The following is a 23,162-nucleotide window of genomic DNA, read 5'->3' on the forward strand; positions in this document are numbered from 1 at the left end:
TCAACGGTGAGCTGCGGTCGCTCTCTCAGTAACACCGCGACGCTGCGATCGCGTGCAGTCTGTTGTCGCCGAGCACGTGCGCCATCAGGCCCGGTGTCTGGAATATCTTTGCAAACGCCGGATCGCGGATGCTGAGGCCGCCGGTATAGGCGCCGAACGCCGGCATTACCGCGCGTTCGCCGTCGCAGGCGAAGCATCGCCGCTCCATCGAACGGCCGCGAGTGGCGATTCGGGCCTTGGGGTGCAGATGGCCCGCGATCTCGCCTGACGCGCCCGTGGGCTCATGACGGAACGTGATGTTGCCGATCGCGACGTCACTGGCGACGACGCCGCCGAGATCGGACGGCAACGCCGGATCATGATTGCCCGCGATCCAGATCCAGTCGCGCCGCGCCTGCATCGCCGCAAGCGCCTCGCGATCGGGCACCGACAGCCGCTCATGCGCGTCGCGGTCGTGAAAACTGTCGCCGAGCGCGATCACCATGCGCGGGTCGTGCCGCGCGATCACGGCGGCAAGCCGGCTCAGCGTCGCCACCGTGTCGTAAGGCGGCAGCAGCACGCCGCGCGCGGCGAAGCTGGAGCCTTTTTCCAGATGCAGGTCGGAAACGACCAGCAGGCGCTGTTCCTGCCAGAACAGCGCGCCGGAGAGATCGGCGAGGAAAGTGACATCCGCAATCGCAACCTTCGAAACCCGCGCCATTTGATCATCGTCCGAAGATTGCGCCGCTGCCGTCACGTTCTACCCTGTCGCTTCCTTGACGAGTTCCTCGGCGGCTTCCGCCAGCAACTCGTCAGCCGCTTCGCCATAAACTGACTCGCGGCCGATTTCCAGCATCACCGGCACCGCCAGCGGCGAAACACGGTCGAGTTCCCGGTGGATGATTCGGCCCTGAATACGCGACAGCATATCACCGAGCCGCTTGAGATCGAGCAGTCCGGTGGCGGCATCGGCACGCGCGGCGCGCAGCAGCACATGGTCGGCCTGGTGTTTGCGCAGCACGTCGTAGATCAAATCGGTCGAGAACAGCACCTGGCGGCGGGATTTTTCTTCGCCGGTGAAGCGCCGCGCGATCAGGCCTGATATCACCGCGCAGGTGCGGAAAGTGCGCTTCATCAGTGCGGATTCGGCAAGCCACGCCTCGAGATCGTCGCCCAGCATGTCCGGATCGAACAAAGCGTTGAGATCGAGCTTGCCATGGCGGATCATGAACGACATGTCGCCGAGCCCCCACACCGCGACCGCATATTCATTGGCGACAAAGCCGAGCGGCCGCACCCGCGCCCGCTCCATCCGCCGCGTCAGCAACATGCCGAGCGTCTGGTGCGCCAGCCGCCCCTCGAAGGGATAGCAGATCAAATAATGCTTGTTGCCGCGCGGGAAGGTTTCGATGAGCAATTCCCGCACCGCCGGCACGCGCGAAAAATGCCGTTGCAGCGACAGCCAGTCGCGCACCTGATCGGGCAGCGCGTTCCAGGCACGCTTGTCGTCGAGCAATTTACGCACGCGCTCGGCGAGATAGGTCGACAACGGAAACTTGCCGCCCATATAAGACGGCACCTTGGCATCCGCGTCGTTGGCACGGGAGACGTAGACCTGATCTTCGGCGAGCGCCTCATAGCGCACCACCTCGCCGCCGAACACAAAGGTGTCGCCGACCACCAGTCCCTCGATGAAATATTCCTCGATCTCGCCGAGCATCCGCCCGCCGCGTCCAAGTGGGCCTGATGATCCCGAGCCGCCGCCGCGCGAACGCACCAGACGCACTTTCAGCATCGGTTCTTCGACGATGGTGCCGACGTTGAGGCGATAGCTCTGCCGCACGCGGGGATTGGCGACGCGCCAGCGGCCTTGCTTGTCCTGCTTGATGCGCGCGAAGCGCTCATAGGTTTTCAGCGCGTAACCGCCGGTGGCGACGAAATCGACCACGTCGTCGAAATCGGTTCGCGTCAAACCAGAGTAAGGCGCCGATGTCAGTACCTCCGCATAGAGCTCATCGGAAAGAAACGGCTCGCCGCAGGCGCACCCCAACACGTGCTGCGCCAGCACGTCGAGCGCGCCGATCCGTAACGGCGGGGTATCCTGCGCATTCTCCGCGATCGCATCGATCGCAACCGCGCATTCCAGCACCTCGAAGCGGTTGGCCGGCACCAGCACCGCGCGCGAGGGTTCGTCCAGTCGATGGTTGGCGCGGCCGATCCGCTGCATCAGCCGCGAGGACCCCTTCGGCGCGCCGACATTGATCACGAGGTCGATGTCGCCCCAGTCGATACCGAGATCGAGCGAGGAGGTGCAGACCACGCCGCGCAATTTGCCGGCCGCCATCGCGTCCTCGACCTTGCGGCGCTGCGCGACGTCGAGCGAGCCGTGATGCAGCGCAATGGCCAGGCCGTCGTCGTTCATGCGCCAGAAATCCTGGAACAGCATTTCGGCCTGGCTGCGGGTGTTGACGAACACCAGCGTGGTCTTGTTGCGCTTGATCAGCTCGTACATTTCGCCGAGCGCATGGCGGGCGCTATGCCCGGCCCATGGCAGACGTTCTTTGGTGTCGAGCATCTCGACCACGGGCGCCGCGGCGCCGCCGGCGACGACAATGTCGGCGGACTCGATTTTGCGGTCGCGCTGCGGCACCAAAAACCGCGCCAGCGATTCCGGCTCGGCCACCGTCGCCGACAATCCGATGCCGCGCATTTCGGGCGCCAGCCGCCACAGCCGCGCCAGCCCGAGCGACAGCAGGTCGCCGCGCTTGGACGTGACCAGCGCATGCAATTCGTCGAGCACGATGCGCTTCAACGAGCCGAACAAGAACGGCGCATCGTCGGACGACAGCAGCAGCGCCAGTTGCTCGGGCGTGGTGAGCAGAATGTCCGGCGGATAGCGCCGCTGCCGCTGCCGGCGCGACACCGGCGTGTCGCCGGTGCGGGTCTCGACCTTGATCGGGAGGCCCATCTCGGCGATCGGCGTCTCCAGGTTGCGCGCGATATCGACCGCGAGGGCCTTCAGGGGAGAAATGTAAAGCGTGTGTAGACCGCCGGTGCGTTGGACGCCGCGGCCGGTGGAGATGACGTTCTTTGCGCCCTCCCCTGCACCCGGTGGCGGAGTAGATAGTTCCACCAGCGTCGGCAAAAAACCCGCCAGCGTTTTGCCGGCGCCGGTCGGCGCGATCAGCAGCGCCGAGCGATCTTCACGGGCCTTGGCCAGCAGTTCCAGCTGATGTTCACGCGGCGACCAGCTGCGCGACGCGAACCACCGAAGGAAGCGCTCGGGCAGCAGCGCGGCCGGCTCGGCCGATATGGCGGGTGAGGTCAGGGGCGGCACGGCTAAGAGGTAAGCCGTCAGGATCGCTACGTCGAGGGCTACTAACCTCTCCCCGCCTGCGGGGAGAGGTCGTCGCGAAGCGTCGGGTGAGGGGGTACAGGTCTAACGTTTGACATCGATTTCGCGGAGACAGCCCCTCACCCCAACCCTCTCCCCGCAAGAGCGGGGCGAGGGAGAAGGTCCGCTACTCCGTCACGGGCTTGTCGGAAATATCCCAGTCCTTGCCGTTGAACTGCGAGATGAAGAGGGTCTTCATCGGCGTGTAGTCCTCCGGCGTGTAGCTGAAATTGACGCCGTCGAGGAAATACGGCGAGTGGAAGCCGGCCAGCGTCGTCGCTTGTTTCAACACATTGGCGCGGGTGAGATCGTCGCCGCAGCGGCGCAGGATTTCCGCCATCGACGCCACCTGGCCGTAGCCGGCGAACGCGATGGTGTTGTCAGGATCCACATTGGGCAGATATTTCTTGCGCAGCGCCTCGAACGCCATCACGTCGGGATCCTTTTCCCAGCGCGGCACGCCGACTTCCTTGGCGTAGCGGATGGCGACGATGCCGGTAGCGTTTTCGAAACCGGCGGCGCTGAGGATCGAACGTCCGGTCGAGCCTGCCGAGAGCAATTGCAGCGGCTTCCAGCCGAGTTCGACCACCTTGCGGATCGACTGCGACGACGCCTTGCCGGTCGAGATGTTGTAGAAGACGTCCGCGCCCGACTTGGAGAGATTGATCAGCTGCGAGTCGATCGTCGGCTCGGTCAGATCGTAGCTCTGCTCCATGATCACCTTGGCGGTGCCGCCGGCTTCCTCCAGAACCTTCTTGAACGGCGCCAGGAAATCGCGGCCGAAATCGTCGTTCTGGTAGAGAATGCCGATTTTGGCGTTCGGCTTCGTGGCCACGACGTACTTGGCGAGGATGCGCGCTTCGGTCGGGTACAGCGGCAGGCCCGCCATGGTCCATTTGAAATTCTTCGGATCGTTCCATTTCGACGCGCCGGTATTGAGCATCAGCTGCGGCACGCCCTTGGAGTTGAGATATTTATGCACGGCGGTCTGCGGCGCGGTGCCGAGCGAGCCGAACAGCGCCAGCACTTCGTCATTCTCCACCAGCCGCCGCGTCGCTTCCACGCATTTCGGCGCGCTGTAGCCGTCGTCCATGGTCAAGAACTTGACCTTGCGGCCGTTGATGCCGCCCTTTTCGTTCAGCATCTGGAAATAGGCCTCGCCGACCCGGCCGAGCACGCCGTAGAGCGAACCCGGGCCGGAATGCGGCACGGTCTGCCCGAGCTTGATTTCGGTATCGGTCGCGCCCGGATCGTATTTTTTCTCGGCCGCCCACACGAACGGGGCGGGCATGGCGGCGGCAGCGAGACCGGCAAGAGCGGTGGCACCGAATTGGCGCCGGGTCTGTTTGTTTTTCATGCTGTTTACTCCCTTATAGTTGTTCTTCATTGGTTATTGTCTGAAACCTGAATGCAGTGATCTGTCCTTCAGTTCGTGCGGATCGAAATTGGCTTCGACTTGCGCTGCGTGAGCCGGTATTCCCGGCATTACTGGTCCCGGCCTACCCATTGGTTGTGAGATTCCGGCTGCCCGTTTCCTTCCGCCAGTGCCCGAACTTCGTCGAATGCGGAATGGACATGCTTTTGCACCAAGGCCGCCGCCCGGGATTCGTTCCTGTCAGCAATGGCGGCCACGAACTCCTGATGATCACCCAGCGAACGGCGGCGAATGACAGGGGATGAGAAGTACTTCTGCCGCCACTGAAAGCTCATGAGAAACAAAGGCGTGAGCGTTCGAACGATGATGGCATTCTGGCTGGCCGCCGCCATTGCCAGATGAAACTCGACGTCTTCATTGGCGACATTGAGTTCGGCCTGCACCCGACTGTAATAATTGGCGACCAACCCCCGCAACCTGTTGAGATCGGCATCCGTCCTGCGCGCGCATGCGAGGCGGATCGCATGGGTTTCAAATATGACGCGGGCCTCGCTCACATCGCGCATGGTGCGCTCGTCAAACGGCAAATCCAGATTGGCCTGGATGACCAGGGAATCGAGCCCGCTGTCTTCGAGCGCGTTGCGCAGGAAAATACCGGACTTCGGCCGGCGCTCGGTCAGCCGCAGCGCATCAAGAACCGCCAACGCTTCCCGCACCGAACTGCGGGTGACGCCAAAGCGATCTGACAGCTCGCGCTCTGACGGCAGCCGGTCGCCCTTCTGCAATCGGTGATGGCGGATGAACTCGATCGTCCGCTTGACCGCTCTCGATCCTTCGCCTGCCTGCTGCGGCACCGTCATCTGATCCTACCAATCTGGTAGGTCCAGATTGGTATATCCCTATAGGTTTGTCCAGCCCGCCCCGCGGGGGGCTTCGGGTTCATTCCCCTAAGAGCAATTCTGGCGGTCAGCCCTTGGCTGCGACCGCCACCAGGCCCGGTACCGGGATGCTGTCCTCAGTGCGCGCCGACCGATCTTCGAGCACGGATAAATTCAGACCGGCCGCTTCCACCGCTTCATGCACATGGGCTGCCGCGTGGGCATAGCGCAGCCCTGCGCCGAGAATGACGCCTTCGCCGGCATGCGTCTCGGTCGTGAAGGCGAACAGGCCGCCGGCGGCGAGCACGCGGCTTGATTCCGCCAGCACCGGCGCGAGATCGGCGACATAGATCATCACGTCGGAGGCCAGGATGAGATCGGCGCTGCTGTCAGGCCTCGCGCGCAGACCTTGCACGATGTCGCCGACTTCAAGCTCCGCATAAAAGCCGGTCGAGCGGGCCTTCTCGATCATGCGCGGCGACAGATCGATGCCGATGAAATGATCGACCTCTTTGGCGAACGCCGTCGCGACGAGCCCGGTGCCGCAGCCGAGATCGATGGCGCGCTTGAAGAAGGCGGGCTTGCGGGCGGCCGCGCGCACCGACAGCACCGCCCTGAACAGCAGGTCCGGGCCGCGATAACCGAGATCGTCCACCAGCGCGGAGTTGAACCGCCGCGCGTATTGATCGAACAGCACCTGCACATAGCCTTGCGGCATCGCGGCCAATGGTTCGGCGCCGAGCCGCATCAGCCGCAGGCGGGCGCCATGACGATCATCCGGATCGCCGTCCCACGCCTTGCGAAACGCCGTGATCGCCGCATCGCGCTCGCCGAGCGTTTCTCTGATATCGCCGAGCGTGAACCAGGCGGTGACGAAACTCGGCGCCAAATCCGTCGCCTGCAGCAGCAGGTCGGCGGCGCCGGGCAGATCGCCCTTCAATTGCAGGTCGCGCGCAAAATCATAACGGCGATCGGCCATCAGATCGCCGGAGGTCAGAAATATTCGCGTGGGCATGGGCTCTATGGGGCAGGTAAAAATCGGGGCAATACGCCCTATATAACCAAGATGCGTCCACAAGACATCCTGCTGCCAGCTCCCGCCGGTTTGTGCTGCAAGCCGGGCGGCTTCCATATCGACCCGGTTCGATCAGTGGAACGCGCCGTGATCACCCACGGCCATTCCGACCACGCCCGCCCAGGCCATGGCGCGGTTCTGGCGACGCAAGAGACGCTCGACATGATGCGGCTGCGCTATGGCGAGAATTTCGCAGGCGCCACGCAGGCGATCGCCTATGGCGAGGAAATCAGGCTCGGCGACGTCACCGTCAAATTCCATCCCGCCGGTCACGTTCTGGGCTCAGCGCAAATTGCGGTCACCTGCAAGGACACCTGCATCGTCGCCTCGGGTGACTACAAGGACGCCAGCGATCCCACCTGCGCGCCGTTCGAAGTGGTGCCGTGCGACGTCTTCATCACCGAAGCGACGTTCGGCCTACCGGTGTTTCGCCATGGCAACGCGGCGGATGAAGTGAAGAAGCTATTGGCTTCCGCGACGCTGTTCCCGGAGCGCGCGCATCTGGTCGGCGCCTACTCGCTCGGCAAGGCGCAGCGCGTGATCGCGCTGCTCCGCGAGGCCGGCTACGACGCGCCGATCTATCTGCATGGCGCGATGGAAGCGATCACGCAATATTATCAAAGCCGCGGCGTTGCGCTCGGCGAGCTTCGTCCGGCCAAGGGCGTTAAGAAGGCCGACCTCGCCGGCACCATCACGCTGGCGCCGCCGTCGGCGACATCAGACATCTGGACGCGGCGCTTCCCCGATCCGGTCACGGCGTTCGCCTCGGGCTGGATGCGGGTGCGGGCCCGCGCCCGCCAGCGCGGCATCGAATTGCCGCTGGTGATTTCCGATCATGCCGACTGGGACGGGCTGACCGCGACCATCGAAGCCACCGGCGCCGGCGAGATCTGGGTCACCCACGGCCAGGAAGATGCGCTGGTGCATTGGTGCAAGACCAAGGGCCTCGCCGCGCGGCCGCTCGATCTGGTCGGCTACGGCGACGAGGACGAGCACGAGCCGCCGCCCCCTGAAGGGGCCGAGGCATGAACCGCTTCGCCGAACTGCTGGATCGCCTCGCCTATGAGCCCGGCCGCAACAACAAGCTGCGGCTGCTCACGGCGTATTTTCGCGAGACTGATGATCCCGATCGCGGCTATGCGCTGGCGGCACTGACCGGCGCGCTGTCGTTCAAGCACGCCAAGGCCGGCCTGATCCGCGACCTGATCACCGACCGCGCCGACCCCGTGCTGTTCGGCCTGTCCTATGATTATGTCGGCGATCTCTCCGAGACGGTGGCGCTGATGTGGCCGAAGGCGGCGTTGCCTGGCCATAACAACCCGCCCCCGCCAACCCTTTCCGAAGTCGTCACCACGCTGCGCACCCTCGGCAAGACCGAGCTGCCAAAACAGCTCGCGCGCTGGCTCGATGAGCTCGATGAAACCGGGCGCTGGGCGTTGCTAAAGCTCGTGACCGGCGCGATGCGGATCGGCATTTCGGCGCGGCTCGCCAAAACCGCCGCCGGCAATCTCGGGGGCAAGGACGCCCATGACGTCGAGCTGATGTGGCCGGGATTGAGCCCGCCCTATCTCGACCTGTTCGCCTGGCTGGAAGGGCGCAGCGAAAAGCCAGTAAATCGCGATCCGACACCATTCCGACCTGTCATGCTGGCGCATGCGATCGAGGATGCGGATTTTGCCAACCTCGATCCCGCCGACTTCATCGCCGAATGGAAATGGGACGGCATCCGCGTGCAGGCGGTGAGCGGCCGCGACGAGCGCGGCCACGTCCAGGCACGGCTTTATTCGCGCACCGGCGAGGACATCACCAAGAGTTTCCCGGACCTCGTGCCGGCGCTGCATCTGCAAGGATCTTCAAGTTTCGCCATCGACGGCGAATTGCTGGTTCTGCGCGAGGGCCGCGTGCAGACGTTCAACGTGCTGCAGCAGCGCCTCAACCGCAAAGTCGTCTCGCCAAAACTGATCAAGGAGTATCCGATCCATCTGCGCGCCTATGACCTGCTCGGCGACGACGAGAACGATTTGCGCGAGCTGCCGTTCGTCGAGCGCCGCGCGCGGCTGGAGGCGTTCGTCAAAAAGCTTGACGATGCCAGGATCGATCTATCGCCGACGGTGACTTTCGACAGCTGGGACGCGCTGACGGCGGCGCGCGCGGATCCGGCCCAAGCCGGCGCGGGCGAGGATGCCGACGCCGTCGAGGGCGTGATGCTGAAACGCCGTGACGCGGCCTATCTGCCGGGCCGTCCCAAAGGCCAATGGTGGAAGTGGAAGCGCGACCCGCATCTGATCGACGCCGTGCTGATGTATGCGCAGCGCGGCCACGGCAAGCGGTCGTCCTATTATTCGGACTACACGTTCGGCGTCTGGACCTCGGGCGAGGACGGCGAACAGCTGGTGCCGGTCGGCAAGGCCTATTTCGGCTTCACCGACGAAGAATTGCTGGAGATCGACCGCTTCGTCCGCCGCAACACCACCGAAAAATTCGGGCCCGTGCGCCACGTCGTGCACGAGCCAGACCAGGGCCTGGTGCTGGAAGTCGCCTTCGAGGGGCTGGCGCGCTCGCCGCGGCACAAATCCGGCGTCGCGATGCGGTTTCCGCGCATCAGCCGGCTGCGCTGGGACAAGCCGCCGCGCGAGGCCGACCGGCTGGAAACGCTGGAGCGGATGCTGAAGAGTGACGCCAGCATTACCGCAGCGTAATCCCGCAGCCCATTGACGTCTGAAGGCGGGTTCCCCATTTGCTGTCCGCTATAGTAGATACTTGTTTTGACGCGTTTTCTTCATGCGAACCGGTATCCACTTCGCTCGAAAACGCTACAATGCGCGGGCGTGACCCGCAGGAGAGCTGAGATGCCCAACGACGTCAGGGATTTGCCGGCCAGCAATGATGGCCTCAACCGCTTTCTCGGCGGCTCGCCGCTGGCGGTGGCATTCCGGCTGATCCTGCTGTCGGTTCTGGTCGGCGTGGTTCTCGCCGCCGTTGGCTTCGATCCCTGGAATATCCTGCACAGCATCCGCATGCTGTTCCAGCGGCTCTGGGATCTCGGCTTTGACGCCGTCAACTGGTTGTGGCGCTACTTCCTGCTCGGCGCCGTGATCGTGATTCCGATCTGGCTGTTGTCGCGGCTGTTCGGCAGCCCGCGCGGGCGCTAAATCTCCTCGCCAAGGGACCGCAGCCGATGCAACTGCAATTTATCGGCTGCGGCGACGCACTGGGCTCCGGCGGACGCGCCAACACCTGCTTCCATGTCACCGGCGCCAGCGTCAATTTCCTGATCGATTGCGGCGCCTCGTCCCTGCCGGCGTTGAAGCGGCTCGGTGTCATCAGCGACGGCATCGACCTGATCCTGATCACGCATTTCCACGCCGACCATTTTGGCGGATTGCCGTTCTTCCTGCTCGATACGCAGTTCACCCGCCGCACCCGTCCGCTCGTCATCGCCGGTCCGCAGGGAATCGAGACCCGGTTGACGCAATTGATGGAGGCGATGTTCGAGCATTCCTCAAAAACGAAGCAGCGCTTCGAACTCTCCGTCGTCGCGCTCGATCCCGAAGAAAGCCGCAGCTTCGGCGCGGTCAAGGTGACGCCCTATCCTGTCGTGCACGGCGAATCCGGTGGACCATTCCTGGCCTACCGCATCGAGGCCGAGGGCCGTGTCATCGCCTATAGCGCTGACACCGAGTGGACGGAGACGCTGATCCCGGCCGCGCGCGATTCCGACCTGTTCGTTGCCGAGGCGTACTATTACGACAGGGTTGTCAAAAACCACCTCAGCCTGAAAACGCTGGAAGCCCATCTGCCCGAGATCAACGCCAGGCGGCTGATCCTGACGCATATGAGCGACGACATGCTGGGACGGCTGGGTTCGCTTTCCTACTCCACCGCAAGCGACGGTCTGGTGGTCGAGCTGTAAGCATGCATTCGCCGGCCGCTCCCTCGAAAGTCACGACGGCACAAATGTTTGCCATCGCGGGTCCCGCGATGATCGCGAACCTGACGACGCCGCTGATCGGCATCGTCTCGACCACGGCGATCGGGCGGCTCGGCGATGCCACGCTGCTCGGCGGCGTGGCGGTCGCCTCCGTGCTGTTCGACTGCCTGTTCTGGCTGTTCGGATTCCTGCGCATGAGCACGGTCGCGTTTACAGCGCAGTCGCTCGGCGCCGGCGACACCCAGGAATTACGCGCCATCCTGCTGCGCGGCTTCATCGCCGCAGGGCTGGTCGGCGCCGCGCTCATCCTGCTGCAGATCCCGCTCGCCAGCCTCCTGCTGGAGGCGATGGGCGGCAGCGAAGGCGTCACGCGCGCGGCGAAAACCTATTTCACGATCCGGATCTGGTCGGCGCCGCTGGCGCTCGGCAATTATGTCATGCTGGGCTGGCTGATCGGACAGGCCCGCGCCAAACTGGCGCTCGGCACGCAGATCACCATCAACCTGATCAACGCGGCAGCAACCGCGCTCCTGGTGCTGGTGCTCGACCTCGGCATTGCCGGCGCGGCGATCGCGGCCGTGATCGCGGAAGCGGCCGGGCTCCTGCTCGGCATTATGATCGCGCGGCGTCTTTCCCATGGGCAACCGGCCATCTCGCGCGCGACGCTGCTTGACCGCACCAAACTGATGCGGTTGCTGGCGGTCAACCGTGACATCCTGATTCGCACCGCGGCGTTGATCGCGGCCTTCCTGTTCTTCACCGCACAAGGAGCCCGCGCCGGCGACCTGACGCTCGCGGCCAATGCGGTGTTGAACAATTTCCTGATGATCAGCGCCTTCTTCCTCGACGGCCTTGCCAACGCCGCCGAACAGCTCTGCGGCCGCGCCTATGGCGCCCGCGACAGAAGCGGATTCGCCGGCGCGGTCAAACTGGTCGTGATCTGGGGCTTTGGCTTTGCGCTCGCCGTCGCCGCCGTCTTCGCACTGCTCGGCCCCTCCCTGATCGACATCATGACGGCGAGCGCCGACGTGCGGCGCATCGCGCGCGATTACCTGCCGTTCGTGATCTTCGCGCCGCTGCTCGGCGTGTTCGCTTTCGCCTTTGACGGGGTCTATATCGGCGCGACCTGGGCACGCGACATGCGTAACCTGATGCTGTTGTCGCTCCTGATCTTCCTTGGCGCGTGGCTGGCGCTGCGATCGTTCGGCAATGCCGGGCTGTGGGGCGCGCTACTGGTGCATTACGCCGCCCGCGGCGGCCTGGAAGCGCTGCGTTATCCGGCCCTGTTGAAGAGGTCGTTCGAGGAGTGAGGTCTTTCTTCCCCCTCGCCCCGCTCTTGCGGGGAGAGGTAAAGAGAACGCCCGCTATTGCACCGGCCATTCCTCGGCGGTGATCGTGGCGGCATCGGCGCCGACGATTTCCGCCAGCGAGTCGCGGCCGGTGCGCAGCAAGGTCGAGGACAGATCGCTCTTGATGTCCTCGACCAGCCCGAGGCCCTTGTAGATCAGCGACGAGTAGAGCTGGATCAGGCTGGCACCGGCGCGGATCTTGGTCAGCGCGGCACCTCCGCTATCGATGCCGCCGACCCCGATCAGCGGGAAGGCACCTTCGGCGCGCACATAAGTCTCCGCGACCATCCGCGTCGACAGCCGGAACAGCGGCCGCCCCGACAGACCGCCCTGCTCCTTGGCGCGGCCCGTTTCGCGTAAGCTCGAGGGCCGCGCCAGCGTGGTGTTGGCCACAACCATGCCGTCGACCCGGCGCGAGCGCGCGATGTGCACGACGTCGTCGAGCTCAGCCAGACTCAAATCCGGCGCGATCTTGAGCAGCACCGGGGAATCGCCGGCATTCTTGCGCACCCGCTCGCGCGCATCGATCACCCGGGCGAGGAGATCGTCGAGCGCGGCCGATTGCTGCAGATTGCGCAGACCCGGCGTGTTCGGCGAGGAGACGTTGACGGTGAAATAGCTCGCGACCGGCGCAAAGGTCTCGATCAGCTTGACGTAATCGGCGGTACGGTCGGCCGAATCCTTGTTGGCTCCGACATTGACGCCGACGATGCCGGCCAGATGCGCGCGCGAGGCGAGCCGCCGCAGCACAACTTCCGCCCCGTCATTGTTGAAGCCCATCCGGTTGATCACAGCCTCGTCGCGCTCCATCCGGAACAGCCGCGGCCGCGGATTGCCGACTTGCGGTTTGGGCGTCACCGAGCCGATCTCGACGAATCCAAATCCCAGCCGCAGCAGCGCGTCGGGCGCCTCCGCGCTCTTGTCGAAGCCCGCGGCCATCCCGATCGGATTGGGAAAGTTGAGGCCGAAGGCGCGCACCGCCAGTTTCGAATCGTCCGGCTTCGAGCGGATCGGCGGCAGCAGCCGCAGGCCCTGGATGGCCATGCGATGCGCATCCTCAGGATCGAACCAGCGCAGCAGCGGCAGTGAAAAGGCGTCGAAGGCGCGGATCACGGCGCAAGCTCCGGAATGTCATGATGGCCGTCGGACCGCGCCCGCATGTCGAGGATGGCGGTGACGGCGCCGAGATCGAGTTCGCCATAGAGATGCGGGAACAATTCGTCGTTGCGCGAGGGCTCCCAGCGCAATTCATCCCCGAGCGCATCGGCGTCGACCGCGATCAAAAACAGCCCGGTCTGGCCGAAATAATGTTTCCGCGCGGTTTCGGCGACCTGGGAGGCTGTGGAAAAATGGATGTAGCCGTCGCGCAGATCGTCCGCGCTGCCCCGATAGACGCCTTGCCGCTCGGCCTCGCGCCAGGCCGAGGCGGAGCTGATTTTGTAGATCGTGGGCACTCGCCGGCATTCCCTGTTTGTCGTTGAGTCTCTTGGGATTTTTCCCGGGATTCCGGGTCGGGCGCCGACCGTAAAGGCGGCTGGGGCTGAACTCAAGCGCCGCCGCGCCGTCCGACCAGCATGGAATTTGCGGAAACCCCGCGTTTCAGGCAATAATTCGCACTTATATACTTGACAAAAGTGCAATTATTCCTAGGTTACCGTCATTGAGCAAAAACCTCAATTGGCGCGCCCGGATTGCAGTTGGGTTGAGTGTGCAAGTGCACTGTGAGGAACAGTGCAAAAGACAAGTGTTACTTCTTTTCCCCGGCCTTCTTCGCTGCCTGTGCGGCGCGATACGCCTTCTTATCAGGGCGATGAGGCTTATCTGGCTGTGGTGCGGACCCTTCGGGAGTCGGGTCACTTTTGTCATGCGGCCGACTGGGTAGTGCAAGAACTAGCGCAAGACATTCTTCGGGCGGTTTGGCGTGAAGCGCAGAAGTAGTAGGAAGCGCCCAAATCATGTAGCGGCTCAGTTTCTTGAAATTATCGCCAGCGACGCCAAGGTCTCCAATTGTGACGGGAGGTTCGGTGCTGGATAGTGATTTGCCTTGGTTTAACGTGTAGTGAGCATCAATCACGTCTGCTCCATCGTCTAGCGAACCGTCAGTTTGAGCATTCAGCCGCGGCTCGCCGTGGGCTACCGTGTTGCGGAAGGTGCTATAGGTGCGTGCTTTCTTTGCGGCGGCTTTGATGAACGAAATCTGTGCCTGTGTTCTCTTTTTGTCGGTCCCGATGGCCGCTTCGAGCATTTCTGCTCGCGCAATAAACCCCCTGGCGCTGTAAAAAATTGACCGGGACATATCATCTGGCATCCCTGTAAGAAGGGCAAACCAGTGATACATTGACTGCTCTACGCGGGCCCAGCATGCCATCGCAAAACCATAGCGGTGGAGGAACTCGAAAGATGCGCGCTGTTGTATCTCATCTCTAATGTTGAATTTGACCTTCTTTCCCATGGCAAAAAAACCTGATCCGATTGAGCGTACAAAAGAATTGATGGGCGCGCTCGTGCGTATGAAGCCAAAGCCGCACGAGGAAATGAAGGTCGGGAAGAGCGCTAAAAAGTCAGCGAGCAAAAAGAAAAAACGAAAGGATTAACGATGACCGTGCGGTCGATGCTTGCCTCGAAGTCTTCGTTTTTTGCGCTTGGAATCTTGGTGTTTGTGATTGGCGACGCCGCTATCAGTTGGGGCAAGCTCCGCATGGGCGGATATACTCTTGTCAATGGTAATTTGGTTTATGATTGTAGGCCTGTTTTCAATGTGAATGGGCTTGCTGGCACCGCTACTAGGATTGAGCGCCTTAGTCATCTCGACTATGAACCAAAGGAGCAACGCCAGCCCTAATAGCGAGTTGTTCTTTCCGACTAATTTCAGGATCGGAGAAAGGCTTGGAGCAAGGGCCTCGATAGCCTTGATTGCTTCGTCCGCTTCCGTTTTACCGCTTATTGCGTCGGCAGCCAGCCGCCGGATGTGCCCCAATACGGACTCAGAACCCGATGCAGTCGTTATTTGCAGCACGCCATCGCGAACCTGAAATGTCCCGCTCGGGATGGGTGACATGTGCCCGCGCGGGCATTGGGAGGTAGAATTGTGAATATCGATTGTCGCACCGGCCCCAAGTGCTATCCCGCTCGGGTAAACGGTATTGCACTGCGCGCAAAAGATTGGGATTTGAAAGATCATGGTATGGGAGACTGACTTGGCTTCTATTTAGAGTCGAGTCGTTTTCGCCACGCGCGGAACCGTTTTGCGGCCTGTTTCTTGTGAGCAATCTTAATTAGTCGGCCGGTACGTCAGGCGCTTGCCCTCGATACCCTTGAGAGCAATAGCCGTCCGTTCCCCGTCAGTAACGCCAAGGCCGGAACGATTGTTATAGCGGAATTGAAACTCCGTCAGATAGCGCTGCAAATGATGTTCACCGCAGAACGTGTAGGTTCCGCGCATGCCGCGCTTGAAAACACCAAAGAAGTTTTCAACGTTGTTCGTGGTGAAGCCGCCAGCGTTGACGTATTCGCGCCCTGAGTGGTTCATTGTTTGGTGCACGGCGAATTCCTTGCCGAGTACCTTGTAAAGGTTGGACTCGTCGGTAACCAACGTGGCCTTGCGCTCAACGTTAGTGAAAAGGATTTCCGCGATCTTCGCGGCGGTCATCGACTTGTTAATATGAAAGGTGCGGACGGTCCCGGTGTTCTCGTCAACCAGCGCCAAGACGGACGCTTTTTGCGAGAGGCCCTTCTTGTAGCCCTTGGCGCGCTTTGACGTATTAAGGTGATATGTCTCGTCGGCCTGTACAGAGCCGCCAAGCGTTCCCATAGGACCAGGCTTTGCATCAGACATGGCTTCGCGCAAGCGGTGCATCATGAACCATGCGGTTTTGTAGGTGACGCCGATATTGCGATGGATTTCGTGAGCGGAAACACCGTTCTTGCCTGAGTTCATCATGTGCGCGGCCATCCACCATTTGGTGAGGGGCACCTTGGAGCGCTCGAAAACGGTTCCAACCGTTACCGTGAATTGGCCTTTGCAATCGTTGCAATAGTACAAACCGGGACGGTGCGAATGCTTCGTGCCCTCCACCTTCGCCAGCTTGTCAGGATCTGAGGAACCGCAATGAGGGCAGATAGGACCATCGGGCCAGCGCACAGCCTCAAGGGCTTCGCGGGCCTTGCCTTCGTCGTGGAACATGGGGTCTTGGAACGTCGCGGCCTTGGTCATCGTTGTGCTCCGATGATACCGTTCTAGGGATTCATTCCACTTTTGTCAAGTATATAAGTGCGCAATAATTCCTAAACCCGACTTTGAGTGATCCCATGGCCAAACCATCCAAAGCCCGCCTTCTCACCCACGGCCAGGTCTGGACCGCGCTCGACCGGCTCGCCGAGCGCGCCGGGCTGTCGCCCTCGGGCCTCGCCAAGCGCTCCGGCCTCGACCCCACCACCTTCAACAAATCCAAGCGCATCACGGGCGACGGCCGCGAACGCTGGCCCTCGACCGAATCGGTCTCCAAGGCGCTGGCCGCCACCAATTCCTCGATCGACACGTTTGTGCAGCTGATCGGCGACGGCGCGCGCAGCCAGCAATCCGTGCCGATGCTCGGCTTTGCCCAAGCCGGCAGCGGCGGCCATTTCGACGACAGCGGTTTTCCCGCCGGCAAGGGCTGGGACGAGGTGGCGCTGCCCGCCGCGGACGACGAGCACGCCTATGCGCTGGAAATATCCGGCGATTCGATGAAGCCCGCCTACCGCGACGGCGACATCATCGTGGTCTCACCGGGCACACCGATCCGGCGCGGCGACCGCGTGGTGGTGAAGACGAGTGACGGCGAGGTGATGGTGAAGGAATTGAAGCGCCGCACCACCAGGACGCTGGAGCTGCAATCGCTCAACCCGGCGCAGGCCGACCGCGCGCTCGACGCCGACGACGTCGAATGGATCGCGCGGATCGTATGGGCGAGCCAGTAGGGTTGTCCCCGGCTCCGGATGTCCTGCAGGACCTGCTGGAAGATTCGCTCAACGTCGTTTTGTGCGGGATGGCTGCGGGGACGGCATCAGCCAAAGCCAGGGCTTACTACGCGCACAAGCAGAACAAGTTCTGGAAAATTCTCTACGAGACCGGGCTGACGCCGGCGCTGCTGCAGCCGCACCAGTGCCGCGATCTGCTGCAGCATCGGATCGGACTCACTGATCTCGTGAAGACGCATTCCGGAATGGATCACCAGATCCCGCTATCCGAACTGCGACTGGATGCGCGATCTCGCCTGAGCAATTCGGTTGCAGCATTCCGGCCGAAATTCCTGGCGTTCACGAGCAAGGCGGCCGGACAGGGGTTTCTCGGCGGCAAGCGCGAATACGGCGAGCAGGCTGAGCGGATCGCCGATACGCGGATCTGGATTTTGCCATCCACGTCAGGCGCGGCGAATGGAAGCTGGCGGCCGGAGGTGTGGCATGCGTTTGCGGATGCGGTGCGGGCTGCCACCTTCGTCGTCCCGGCCTTGAGCCGGGACCCATAACCACAAGCGTTAGTGGTGATACGAAAATCGTCGAACAATCCTCTCCAAACGGGAAGCCGCGGCGTATGGGTCCCGGCTCAAGGCCGGGACGACAGCGGAGAATGCCGCTAGCTACGTCGCGTAATCCGGCTCCTTGCGATCAAGCATGCGCTTTAGCGCATCGAAGTGCCGCTGTGCCGGGGTCGGTCCCTTGTAGAGACGCTCGTCCTTGTATTCGCGCTGGGTCTTCTCCACCACAGGCGCGGGAAGCTGCTTCAGCTTCTGCCCGGTCCACATCGCGTAGATCTGCACCTGCGCGGCGCGCTCGACGTAATAGAGCATGTCGTAGGCCTCGGCGACGGTCGCACCGACCGTCGAGATGCCGTGATTGGCCATGAACAGCACCTGCTTGTCGCCGATCACCTTCGCAAGGCGGGCGCCCTCGGCGGGATCGACGGCCGGGCCGGTATATTCGTCGTCATAGGCGATGGCGCCTGATAGCCCGACCTCGGTCTGGCCGATCTCCTTGATGCGGGGATCGTCGAGGCGCGTCAGCGCGCTGGCATAGGGCATGTGGGTGTGAAACACCGCTTTGGCCTGCGGCAGCGCCTTGTGGATCGGGGCGTGGATGCAATAGCAGGAGCGCTCGACCTCGCCCTCGCCGCGCTTGACCTCGCCATCATCGATGCCGACTTCCATGAAGGACGAGGCCGTGACCTCGGACCAATGCATGCCGAACGGGATCTGGTAGTAGCGGTCGCTGCGGCCCGGCACCGTGTAGGTCAGATGGTTGAAGATGCCTTCGGAAAAACCCTGGTTGAAGGCGAGACGATGCGCGGCCGCCAGATCGACCCGCGCCTGCCATTCCTCGGCGCTGCTGTCGTTGCGCAAGTCCGGCGAAACCTTGAACTGCATGCGTCTGCTCCCAATGTTGCCCGCCTCTCCACGGAGGCTTGATGGCGGATAGTGTAGCGCAATTCGGTGCAGGCCGCGGTTGAAATTGCGGCGGGCCTGCCATCTGGATTTGCGGCTCCTTCTTCCCTTCTCCCCTTGTGGGAGAAGGTGGCATAGGCGGCCTTCGGCCGCCGTTCTTAGAACGCCGATGCTTCGCATCGGCTATGGCGCCGGATGAGGGGTCTGTATCCGCATCTCGAAATCTTACCGTGAGGAGGGAACCCCTCATTCGTCTCGCCGCCGCTTCGCGTCAGCGATCCACCTTCTCCCACAAGGGGAGAAGGAAGAAAGCGCGCAAGCAGCTGCTACGCCGACCTTGCCAGCGCGCCGTCGATCATCGCCACGGCGTTGGCCAGACCATACACCGCGACGAACGAGCCGAAGCGCGGGCCTTTTTCCTGACCGAGCAGCACCTGATAGAGCATGTTGAACCAGTCGAGCGAGACGCCCGGCCTGCCATCCTTGCCCTTCTTGACGAGATCGAGGAACGGCTCGCGGCGGCCGATCTCGTAGACCACGTTCTGGATCTCTTCCGCCGTCGACGTCGACGGCAATTGCGACAGCGCGTCGCGCAGATCCTGCAACGCGACCCGCTCACCATCGGTCGGCTCACGGAATTTTTTGGTCGGCGCCACGAAGTCGCGATAATAATTGATGGCGTAGCCAACCAACGCGTCGAGCTTCGGATGGGTCTGCGGCGTCACGCCGGGACGATAGCGTCCAATAAAACCCCACAGCGTTTCGGCGTTCTCCGCATTCGACGACGACACCAGCGTCAGCAACAGCTGAAACGTGACCGGCATATCCGCCTTCGGCGGCTGGCCGGCATGGATGTGCCAGACCGGATTTTGCAGCTGCTGCTTGGCGTCCTGCCGCGGCAAGCCGTCGAGGAACTGCTGATAGTCATCGACCATGCGCGGGATCACGTCGAAATGCAGCCGCTTCGCCGCCTTCGGCTCGCGATACATGAACAGCGACAGCGATTCCGGCGACGCATAGCGCAGCCATTCGTCGATCGTGAGCCCGTTGCCCTTCGACTTGGAAATCTTCTGGCCCTGCTCGTCGAGGAAGAGTTCGTAATTGAAGCCTTCGGGCGGCGAGGCGCCGAGCGCCCGAGTGATCTGGCCCGACAGCTTCACCGAGTCGATCAGATCCTTGCCGGCCATCTCGTAATCGACGCCGAGCGCGACCCAGCGCATCGCCCAGTCGGCCTTCCATTGACACTTCACATTGCCGCCGGTGACGGGGGTTTCGACCTCCTCGCCGCTGTCGGGGTCGACATAGGTGATCGTGCCGGCGGCAATGTCGCGGCGGATCATCGGCACCTGCAGCACGACGCCTGATGTCTTGCTGATGGGGAGGAACGGGGAATAGGTGGCGCGCCGGTCCGGCCCCAGCGTCGGCAGGATGATCGCCATGACCTTGTCGTAGGCGGCGAGCATCTTGAGCAGCGTCGCGTCGAAGCGGCCGGACGTGTAGTAGTCGGTCGAGCTGGCAAACTCGTAGTCGAAGCCGAAATGATCGAGGAACGCGCGCAGCCGCGCGTTGTTGGCGGCGCCGAACGAGGGGTGTTCGTTCGAGAACGGATCCGGCACCCGCGTCAGCGGCTTGCCGAGATGAGCCGCCATCATGTCGCGATTGGGCACGTTATCCGGCACCTTGCGCAGGCCGTCCATGTCGTCGGAGAACGCCAGCAGCCTGGTCTTGATCTTGTCCTCGGTCAGCACGCGAAAGGCATGACGCACCATGGTGGTGCGCGCGACCTCGCCGAAGGTGCCGATATGCGGCAGCCCCGACGGGCCGTAGCCGGTCTCGAACAGCACCTCGTCCTTCGGGCTCTTTTTCAGCCGCGCGACAATCGCTTTCGCCTGCTCGAACGGCCAGGCGTTGGATTGTTCGGCGAGCGCGCGCAAATCGCTCGGGTTGGCGGCAAGGTCGATGGTGGACATCAGAGGTCTCCGGGGCCGCGGAAACTAGCGCTTCCGTGGCAAATTGCAAAATGACGGAGTCTGCGACTCCGTCAAAACGGACTGATCGAGAAATATCGCAGCCACAAATCGGTATAGCGGCCTTTTTCCCAGAGCCGGAACAGCGCCCAGTTCAGCGACTGCCGCAGCAGATCGTTGCCCTTGCGGACCGCGATGCCGATGCCCTCGCCGAAATAACGGCTCTCGACGAACGGCCCGCCCGAGAAGGCGCAGCATTCGGCTGAATCGGTGCCGTTGATCCAGAACGCCAGCGCGATCGCATCGCCGAAGATGAAATCGACCTCGCTCCGCCGCAGCGCCAGCCGCAGCGCCTCGTCATTGGGGTACGATTTGATCTCGGCGTCGGTGAACATCGCCTTCAGATAGGCCTCATGCGAAGTGCCGCCGATGGCGCCGATTTTCTTGCCTTCGAGATATTCGGGACGCACCTCCGGCATCACGGCGTCGCGCCGCGACACGAAGCGCGCCGGCGCGCGGTAATAGGGGTCGGTGAAATCGATGCGGGCGCGCAATTGCGGCGTCACCGCCATCGACGCGATGATGGCGTCGCCGCGGTTGCTGGTGATGGCGTCGATCAGGGTCTCGAACCGGCGCATCTGGATGGTGCAGGTGACCTTGATCTCGTCGCACAGCGCGCGCGCCAGATCGACGTTGAAGCCGGCCGGATTGCCGTCGGGGCCGGTGAAGTTGAACGGCGGATAGTCGGTTTCGGTCAGGAACCGGATCACGGTCAGGCGCGACAAATCGGGCCGGTCCGGACGCCGCCTCGGGTCCCAGAAGCCTGGCACCGCCTGCGGCGCCGCCTCGACCGCGGGCCGGGGCGCGGTTTGTGCGGACGCCTCACCGGGCAGCAAAACGGCCAGCGCAGCCGCGATCGTCATCCCGGTCAGCAGGCTGCGGACGGATTTTGGCAATCTGGCGCTTTGTAACAAGGCTGGCTGGTGGGGCATTGCCGGCGTTTTGTTGTGGAATTGGATGGCCTTATAGACCATCCGGCATCCGATGCGAGGCCGTTTTGCGGGGCTTTGGTACGGCTCAGAGGTATTTCTTCAGATCGGTCGCGGCTTCCTGGGGCGTCCGTTTCAGGTTGAACGGCGAGACGAAGCGGCCGTCGCGATCCATCAAATAGATCAGCGCCGTGTGGTCCATGGTGTAATCGCCGTCCTTGAGCGGGACCTTCTTGGAATAAACCCGGTAGGCCGACAGCACCTTGGACACCGCCTCGGGGTTGCCGGTCAGGCCCTTCAGATGCGGGTCGAAGCTGGAGAGATATTCCTTCATCGCGGCCGCGGTGTCGCGCTCCGGATCGACCGAGACGAAAAAGGCGTTGACCCGGTCGGCGTCCTTGCCCATCGCCTTCAGCACTTCGGAAATCTCGAACAGCGCGGTCGGGCACACATCGGGGCAATGGGTGAAGCCGAAGAAGATCAGCGTCGGCCGGCCCTTGAGATCCTTGTCGGTCACGGTCTGGCCGGCCTGGTCGGTCAGTTGAAACGGCCCGCCGATCGCGGCCGGCGCCGTGACGGTGCGCAGGCCGCCGAGCGCCCACAACATGATCAGGAGGCCAACCAGCAGGCTGACGGCAAAGGATGCGACAATCACCAGCGGTCGGATGCTCCGGTCCATGCAAGAATTCCCCAAGAACTTTCTATGTCCGGATCAGAAGCAGGCCGAAATACCGGCGGCGATCATTTCAAAGAACACCGTGGTCCCGTAATGGAACCAGAGCGCCGCGGCGCCGCATACGGCCAGCCCGCCGAGGCTGGCGGCGCCCCAGACGATCGCGGACGCCACCCTGCCCTCGGGCCGGGTCGCCGCGATCATCCCATGCTGGGTGGAAATCGGCTGAACCATGGGGTTCAGATAGGGCCAGTTCCAGGGCCAGGCAAGCGCCATGGCCGCGCAGCCGATCACGTCATGCGGAGGAATATCTGCCGTTTCAGCGCGACGCTAAGGCGATCGCGGTGTGACGCCGGGATCTCAGCGAGACGCGGGCTTGATCGCGGACGCCTGGGCGTCGAGATAGCAGGGCTTGAACATCGCCTGCAATTGCTTGCCGCGCAGGAAGATCATGCGCTGGGTCAAGCCGCCGCGCTGGGCGATCCAGCGCCGGATTGGTGTCGGGTACATCGAATACAGCATCTGGGTGGCTTCGGCGTTGGTGATCGCCCGGCCGTTGGCGCCGAAATCCCAGGCGGCATGGAAACCGAGATTGGCGTGCGAGGTGACGCAGATCTTGTCGTGGGGAACGGCGCCGAGAACGATGGTGCAGGCCGAGGCGCACAGGCCGTCGATGATGACCATCTCGCCGGAACTCCGCAGGCCCTGGTATTTATCGACATAAGTGCCTATCCGGCCGCCGCGATCGTCGGCGATCCGGACCACCGCCTGGCTCGATACAACCCCTGCCAGCAGCAGCACCGCCGCAAGCAACCCCGTCGCCAGCTTCATATCCCAGCCCCAGTCCTGAAACGTCGAACCCGAATCTGATTGTCTAAGTGATGCAAGACTTCGCGAGCGTCGTTCGAGACCGTGATTTTGTCTAGGCGGCTGGAGCCGCTCAAAACAAATTCAAATTAAGTGTTGCAATGGCGCTGCACCCGAAGAACGAAAAGGTCCCAAACTGGAACAAGTTAACGTTTCCACGGTGGCAGCTTCGCCACAGGCAAGCGGCATTTGCCGTTGACCGCGCGCTGGATGGCGTGGCTTGAATCAACATCGGAGCGTTTTCCAGCGAAGTGGGCACCGGTTCG

At 62.8% G+C, this 23,162-nt stretch carries 23 protein-coding genes; 7 read left to right on the forward strand and 16 right to left on the reverse strand.

What is annotated here, in order from left to right:
• Positions 1–25: 25 nt before the first annotated feature.
• The 5 genes from pdeM to JQ611_RS29460 all read right to left on the reverse strand — a co-directional run bounded on the left by pdeM (position 26) and on the right by JQ611_RS29460 (position 6,641).
• Complete coding sequence (gene pdeM / locus JQ611_RS29440) at positions 26–700, reverse strand: ligase-associated DNA damage response endonuclease PdeM (protein WP_212467410.1); 675 nt, start codon at positions 698–700, stop codon at positions 26–28.
• A 39-nt stretch (positions 701–739) separates the two neighbouring features.
• Complete coding sequence (locus JQ611_RS29445; RefSeq protein WP_312012258.1) at positions 740–3,316, reverse strand: ligase-associated DNA damage response DEXH box helicase; 2,577 nt, start codon at positions 3,314–3,316, stop codon at positions 740–742.
• 184 nt (positions 3,317–3,500) lie between these two features.
• Positions 3,501–4,730, reverse strand: a complete 1,230-nt coding sequence (locus tag JQ611_RS29450; RefSeq protein ID WP_212265298.1) for an ABC transporter substrate-binding protein — start codon at positions 4,728–4,730, stop codon at positions 3,501–3,503.
• 128 nt (positions 4,731–4,858) lie between these two features.
• On the reverse strand, positions 4,859–5,608 hold the full coding sequence (locus tag JQ611_RS29455) for a FadR/GntR family transcriptional regulator (protein ID WP_212265299.1): 750 nt from the start codon (positions 5,606–5,608) through the stop codon (positions 4,859–4,861).
• Positions 5,609–5,714: 106 nt separating this feature from the next.
• A complete protein-coding gene (locus tag JQ611_RS29460) occupies positions 5,715–6,641 on the reverse strand; it encodes a methyltransferase domain-containing protein (protein WP_212265300.1) in 927 nt (308 codons plus the stop codon).
• 51 nt (positions 6,642–6,692) lie between these two features.
• On the opposite strand from JQ611_RS29460, the gene JQ611_RS29465 reads away from it, so the two are divergent.
• From JQ611_RS29465 to JQ611_RS29485, 5 genes are all read left to right on the forward strand, one after another.
• A complete protein-coding gene (locus JQ611_RS29465; protein WP_212467411.1) occupies positions 6,693–7,730 on the forward strand; it encodes a ligase-associated DNA damage response exonuclease in 1,038 nt (345 codons plus the stop codon).
• Positions 7,727–9,400 (forward strand): ATP-dependent DNA ligase, encoded by a 1,674-nt coding sequence (locus JQ611_RS29470; RefSeq protein WP_212390704.1) that lies wholly within the window; start codon positions 7,727–7,729, stop codon positions 9,398–9,400. The genes JQ611_RS29465 and JQ611_RS29470 overlap by 4 nt, the downstream gene beginning before the upstream one ends.
• A gap of 150 nt (positions 9,401–9,550) precedes the next feature.
• Positions 9,551–9,853 (forward strand): DUF6460 domain-containing protein, encoded by a 303-nt coding sequence (locus JQ611_RS29475; protein WP_212467412.1) that lies wholly within the window; start codon positions 9,551–9,553, stop codon positions 9,851–9,853.
• Between the two features lie 26 nt (positions 9,854–9,879).
• Positions 9,880–10,614: an MBL fold metallo-hydrolase gene (locus tag JQ611_RS29480; protein WP_212265304.1), complete on the forward strand. Its 735-nt coding sequence runs from the start codon at positions 9,880–9,882 to the stop codon at positions 10,612–10,614.
• Between the two features lie 2 nt (positions 10,615–10,616).
• Positions 10,617–11,942, forward strand: a complete 1,326-nt coding sequence (locus tag JQ611_RS29485) for an MATE family efflux transporter (protein WP_212467413.1) — start codon at positions 10,617–10,619, stop codon at positions 11,940–11,942.
• A gap of 54 nt (positions 11,943–11,996) precedes the next feature.
• Here JQ611_RS29485 and JQ611_RS29490 read toward each other — a convergent pair whose 3' ends face one another.
• From JQ611_RS29490 to JQ611_RS29510, 5 genes are all read right to left on the reverse strand, one after another.
• Positions 11,997–13,094 (reverse strand): quinone-dependent dihydroorotate dehydrogenase, encoded by a 1,098-nt coding sequence (locus tag JQ611_RS29490; RefSeq protein ID WP_212390701.1) that lies wholly within the window; start codon positions 13,092–13,094, stop codon positions 11,997–11,999.
• On the reverse strand, positions 13,091–13,435 hold the full coding sequence (locus JQ611_RS29495; protein ID WP_212265307.1) for a DUF952 domain-containing protein: 345 nt from the start codon (positions 13,433–13,435) through the stop codon (positions 13,091–13,093). Before JQ611_RS29495 ends, JQ611_RS29490 begins: the two co-directional genes overlap by 4 nt.
• A gap of 293 nt (positions 13,436–13,728) precedes the next feature.
• Positions 13,729–14,433, reverse strand: a complete 705-nt coding sequence (locus tag JQ611_RS29500) for a hypothetical protein (RefSeq protein WP_212467414.1) — start codon at positions 14,431–14,433, stop codon at positions 13,729–13,731.
• Positions 14,434–14,571: 138 nt separating this feature from the next.
• Complete coding sequence (locus JQ611_RS29505; protein WP_212467415.1) at positions 14,572–15,039, reverse strand: hypothetical protein; 468 nt, start codon at positions 15,037–15,039, stop codon at positions 14,572–14,574.
• A 213-nt stretch (positions 15,040–15,252) separates the two neighbouring features.
• Positions 15,253–16,194, reverse strand: a complete 942-nt coding sequence (locus JQ611_RS29510) for an IS1595 family transposase (protein ID WP_212467416.1) — start codon at positions 16,192–16,194, stop codon at positions 15,253–15,255.
• 95 nt (positions 16,195–16,289) lie between these two features.
• Here JQ611_RS29510 and JQ611_RS29515 point away from each other — a divergent pair, with 95 nt between their 5' ends.
• Both JQ611_RS29515 and JQ611_RS29520 read left to right on the forward strand, forming a co-directional pair.
• Complete coding sequence (locus JQ611_RS29515) at positions 16,290–16,940, forward strand: helix-turn-helix transcriptional regulator (protein ID WP_212390700.1); 651 nt, start codon at positions 16,290–16,292, stop codon at positions 16,938–16,940.
• Positions 16,925–17,488, forward strand: coding sequence for a mismatch-specific DNA-glycosylase (locus tag JQ611_RS29520; RefSeq protein ID WP_212467417.1), 564 nt, complete (start codon positions 16,925–16,927; stop codon positions 17,486–17,488). The genes JQ611_RS29515 and JQ611_RS29520 overlap by 16 nt, the downstream gene beginning before the upstream one ends.
• A gap of 111 nt (positions 17,489–17,599) precedes the next feature.
• Here JQ611_RS29520 and JQ611_RS29525 read toward each other — a convergent pair whose 3' ends face one another.
• The 6 genes from JQ611_RS29525 to JQ611_RS29550 form a co-directional block, all read right to left on the reverse strand.
• A complete protein-coding gene (locus tag JQ611_RS29525) occupies positions 17,600–18,382 on the reverse strand; it encodes a class II aldolase/adducin family protein (RefSeq protein WP_212390698.1) in 783 nt (260 codons plus the stop codon).
• Between the two features lie 344 nt (positions 18,383–18,726).
• A complete protein-coding gene (locus tag JQ611_RS29530; protein WP_212467418.1) occupies positions 18,727–20,370 on the reverse strand; it encodes a lysine--tRNA ligase in 1,644 nt (547 codons plus the stop codon).
• Between the two features lie 71 nt (positions 20,371–20,441).
• Positions 20,442–21,359: a transporter substrate-binding domain-containing protein gene (locus tag JQ611_RS29535; protein ID WP_212265312.1), complete on the reverse strand. Its 918-nt coding sequence runs from the start codon at positions 21,357–21,359 to the stop codon at positions 20,442–20,444.
• Between the two features lie 85 nt (positions 21,360–21,444).
• A complete protein-coding gene (locus JQ611_RS29540; RefSeq protein ID WP_212036736.1) occupies positions 21,445–22,035 on the reverse strand; it encodes an SCO family protein in 591 nt (196 codons plus the stop codon).
• Between the two features lie 33 nt (positions 22,036–22,068).
• Complete coding sequence (locus JQ611_RS29545) at positions 22,069–22,305, reverse strand: hypothetical protein (RefSeq protein WP_249133552.1); 237 nt, start codon at positions 22,303–22,305, stop codon at positions 22,069–22,071.
• An 84-nt stretch (positions 22,306–22,389) separates the two neighbouring features.
• Positions 22,390–22,860 carry a hypothetical protein gene (locus JQ611_RS29550; RefSeq protein WP_212265314.1) on the reverse strand — a complete coding sequence of 157 codons (471 nt, stop codon included), beginning with the start codon at positions 22,858–22,860 and terminating at the stop codon, positions 22,390–22,392.
• Positions 22,861–23,162 lie beyond the last annotated feature (302 nt).

The sequence above is a fragment of the Bradyrhizobium sp. AUGA SZCCT0182 genome, from assembly GCF_018130185.1.
Lineage (GTDB): Bacteria > Pseudomonadota > Alphaproteobacteria > Rhizobiales > Xanthobacteraceae > Bradyrhizobium.

Coding starts and splice junctions, on each gene's coding strand:
- pdeM (WP_212467410.1), bottom strand. CDS start 700: ATGGCGCGGGTTTCGAAGGTTGCGATTGCGGATGTCACTTTCCTCGCC.
- JQ611_RS29450 (WP_212265298.1), bottom strand. CDS start 4,730: ATGAAAAACAAACAGACCCGGCGCCAATTCGGTGCCACCGCTCTTGCC.
- JQ611_RS29455 (WP_212265299.1), bottom strand. CDS start 5,608: ATGACGGTGCCGCAGCAGGCAGGCGAAGGATCGAGAGCGGTCAAGCGG.
- JQ611_RS29460 (WP_212265300.1), bottom strand. CDS start 6,641: ATGCCCACGCGAATATTTCTGACCTCCGGCGATCTGATGGCCGATCGC.
- JQ611_RS29465 (WP_212467411.1), top strand. CDS start 6,693: ATGCGTCCACAAGACATCCTGCTGCCAGCTCCCGCCGGTTTGTGCTGC.
- JQ611_RS29470 (WP_212390704.1), top strand. CDS start 7,727: ATGAACCGCTTCGCCGAACTGCTGGATCGCCTCGCCTATGAGCCCGGC.
- JQ611_RS29475 (WP_212467412.1), top strand. CDS start 9,551: ATGCCCAACGACGTCAGGGATTTGCCGGCCAGCAATGATGGCCTCAAC.
- JQ611_RS29480 (WP_212265304.1), top strand. CDS start 9,880: ATGCAACTGCAATTTATCGGCTGCGGCGACGCACTGGGCTCCGGCGGA.
- JQ611_RS29485 (WP_212467413.1), top strand. CDS start 10,617: ATGCATTCGCCGGCCGCTCCCTCGAAAGTCACGACGGCACAAATGTTT.
- JQ611_RS29500 (WP_212467414.1), bottom strand. CDS start 14,433: ATGGGAAAGAAGGTCAAATTCAACATTAGAGATGAGATACAACAGCGC.
- JQ611_RS29505 (WP_212467415.1), bottom strand. CDS start 15,039: ATGTCACCCATCCCGAGCGGGACATTTCAGGTTCGCGATGGCGTGCTG.
- JQ611_RS29510 (WP_212467416.1), bottom strand. CDS start 16,194: ATGACCAAGGCCGCGACGTTCCAAGACCCCATGTTCCACGACGAAGGC.
- JQ611_RS29515 (WP_212390700.1), top strand. CDS start 16,290: ATGGCCAAACCATCCAAAGCCCGCCTTCTCACCCACGGCCAGGTCTGG.
- JQ611_RS29520 (WP_212467417.1), top strand. CDS start 16,925: ATGGGCGAGCCAGTAGGGTTGTCCCCGGCTCCGGATGTCCTGCAGGAC.
- JQ611_RS29525 (WP_212390698.1), bottom strand. CDS start 18,382: ATGCAGTTCAAGGTTTCGCCGGACTTGCGCAACGACAGCAGCGCCGAG.
- JQ611_RS29530 (WP_212467418.1), bottom strand. CDS start 20,370: ATGTCCACCATCGACCTTGCCGCCAACCCGAGCGATTTGCGCGCGCTC.
- JQ611_RS29535 (WP_212265312.1), bottom strand. CDS start 21,359: ATGCCCCACCAGCCAGCCTTGTTACAAAGCGCCAGATTGCCAAAATCC.
- JQ611_RS29540 (WP_212036736.1), bottom strand. CDS start 22,035: ATGGACCGGAGCATCCGACCGCTGGTGATTGTCGCATCCTTTGCCGTC.
- JQ611_RS29545 (WP_249133552.1), bottom strand. CDS start 22,305: ATGGCGCTTGCCTGGCCCTGGAACTGGCCCTATCTGAACCCCATGGTT.
- JQ611_RS29550 (WP_212265314.1), bottom strand. CDS start 22,860: ATGAAGCTGGCGACGGGGTTGCTTGCGGCGGTGCTGCTGCTGGCAGGG.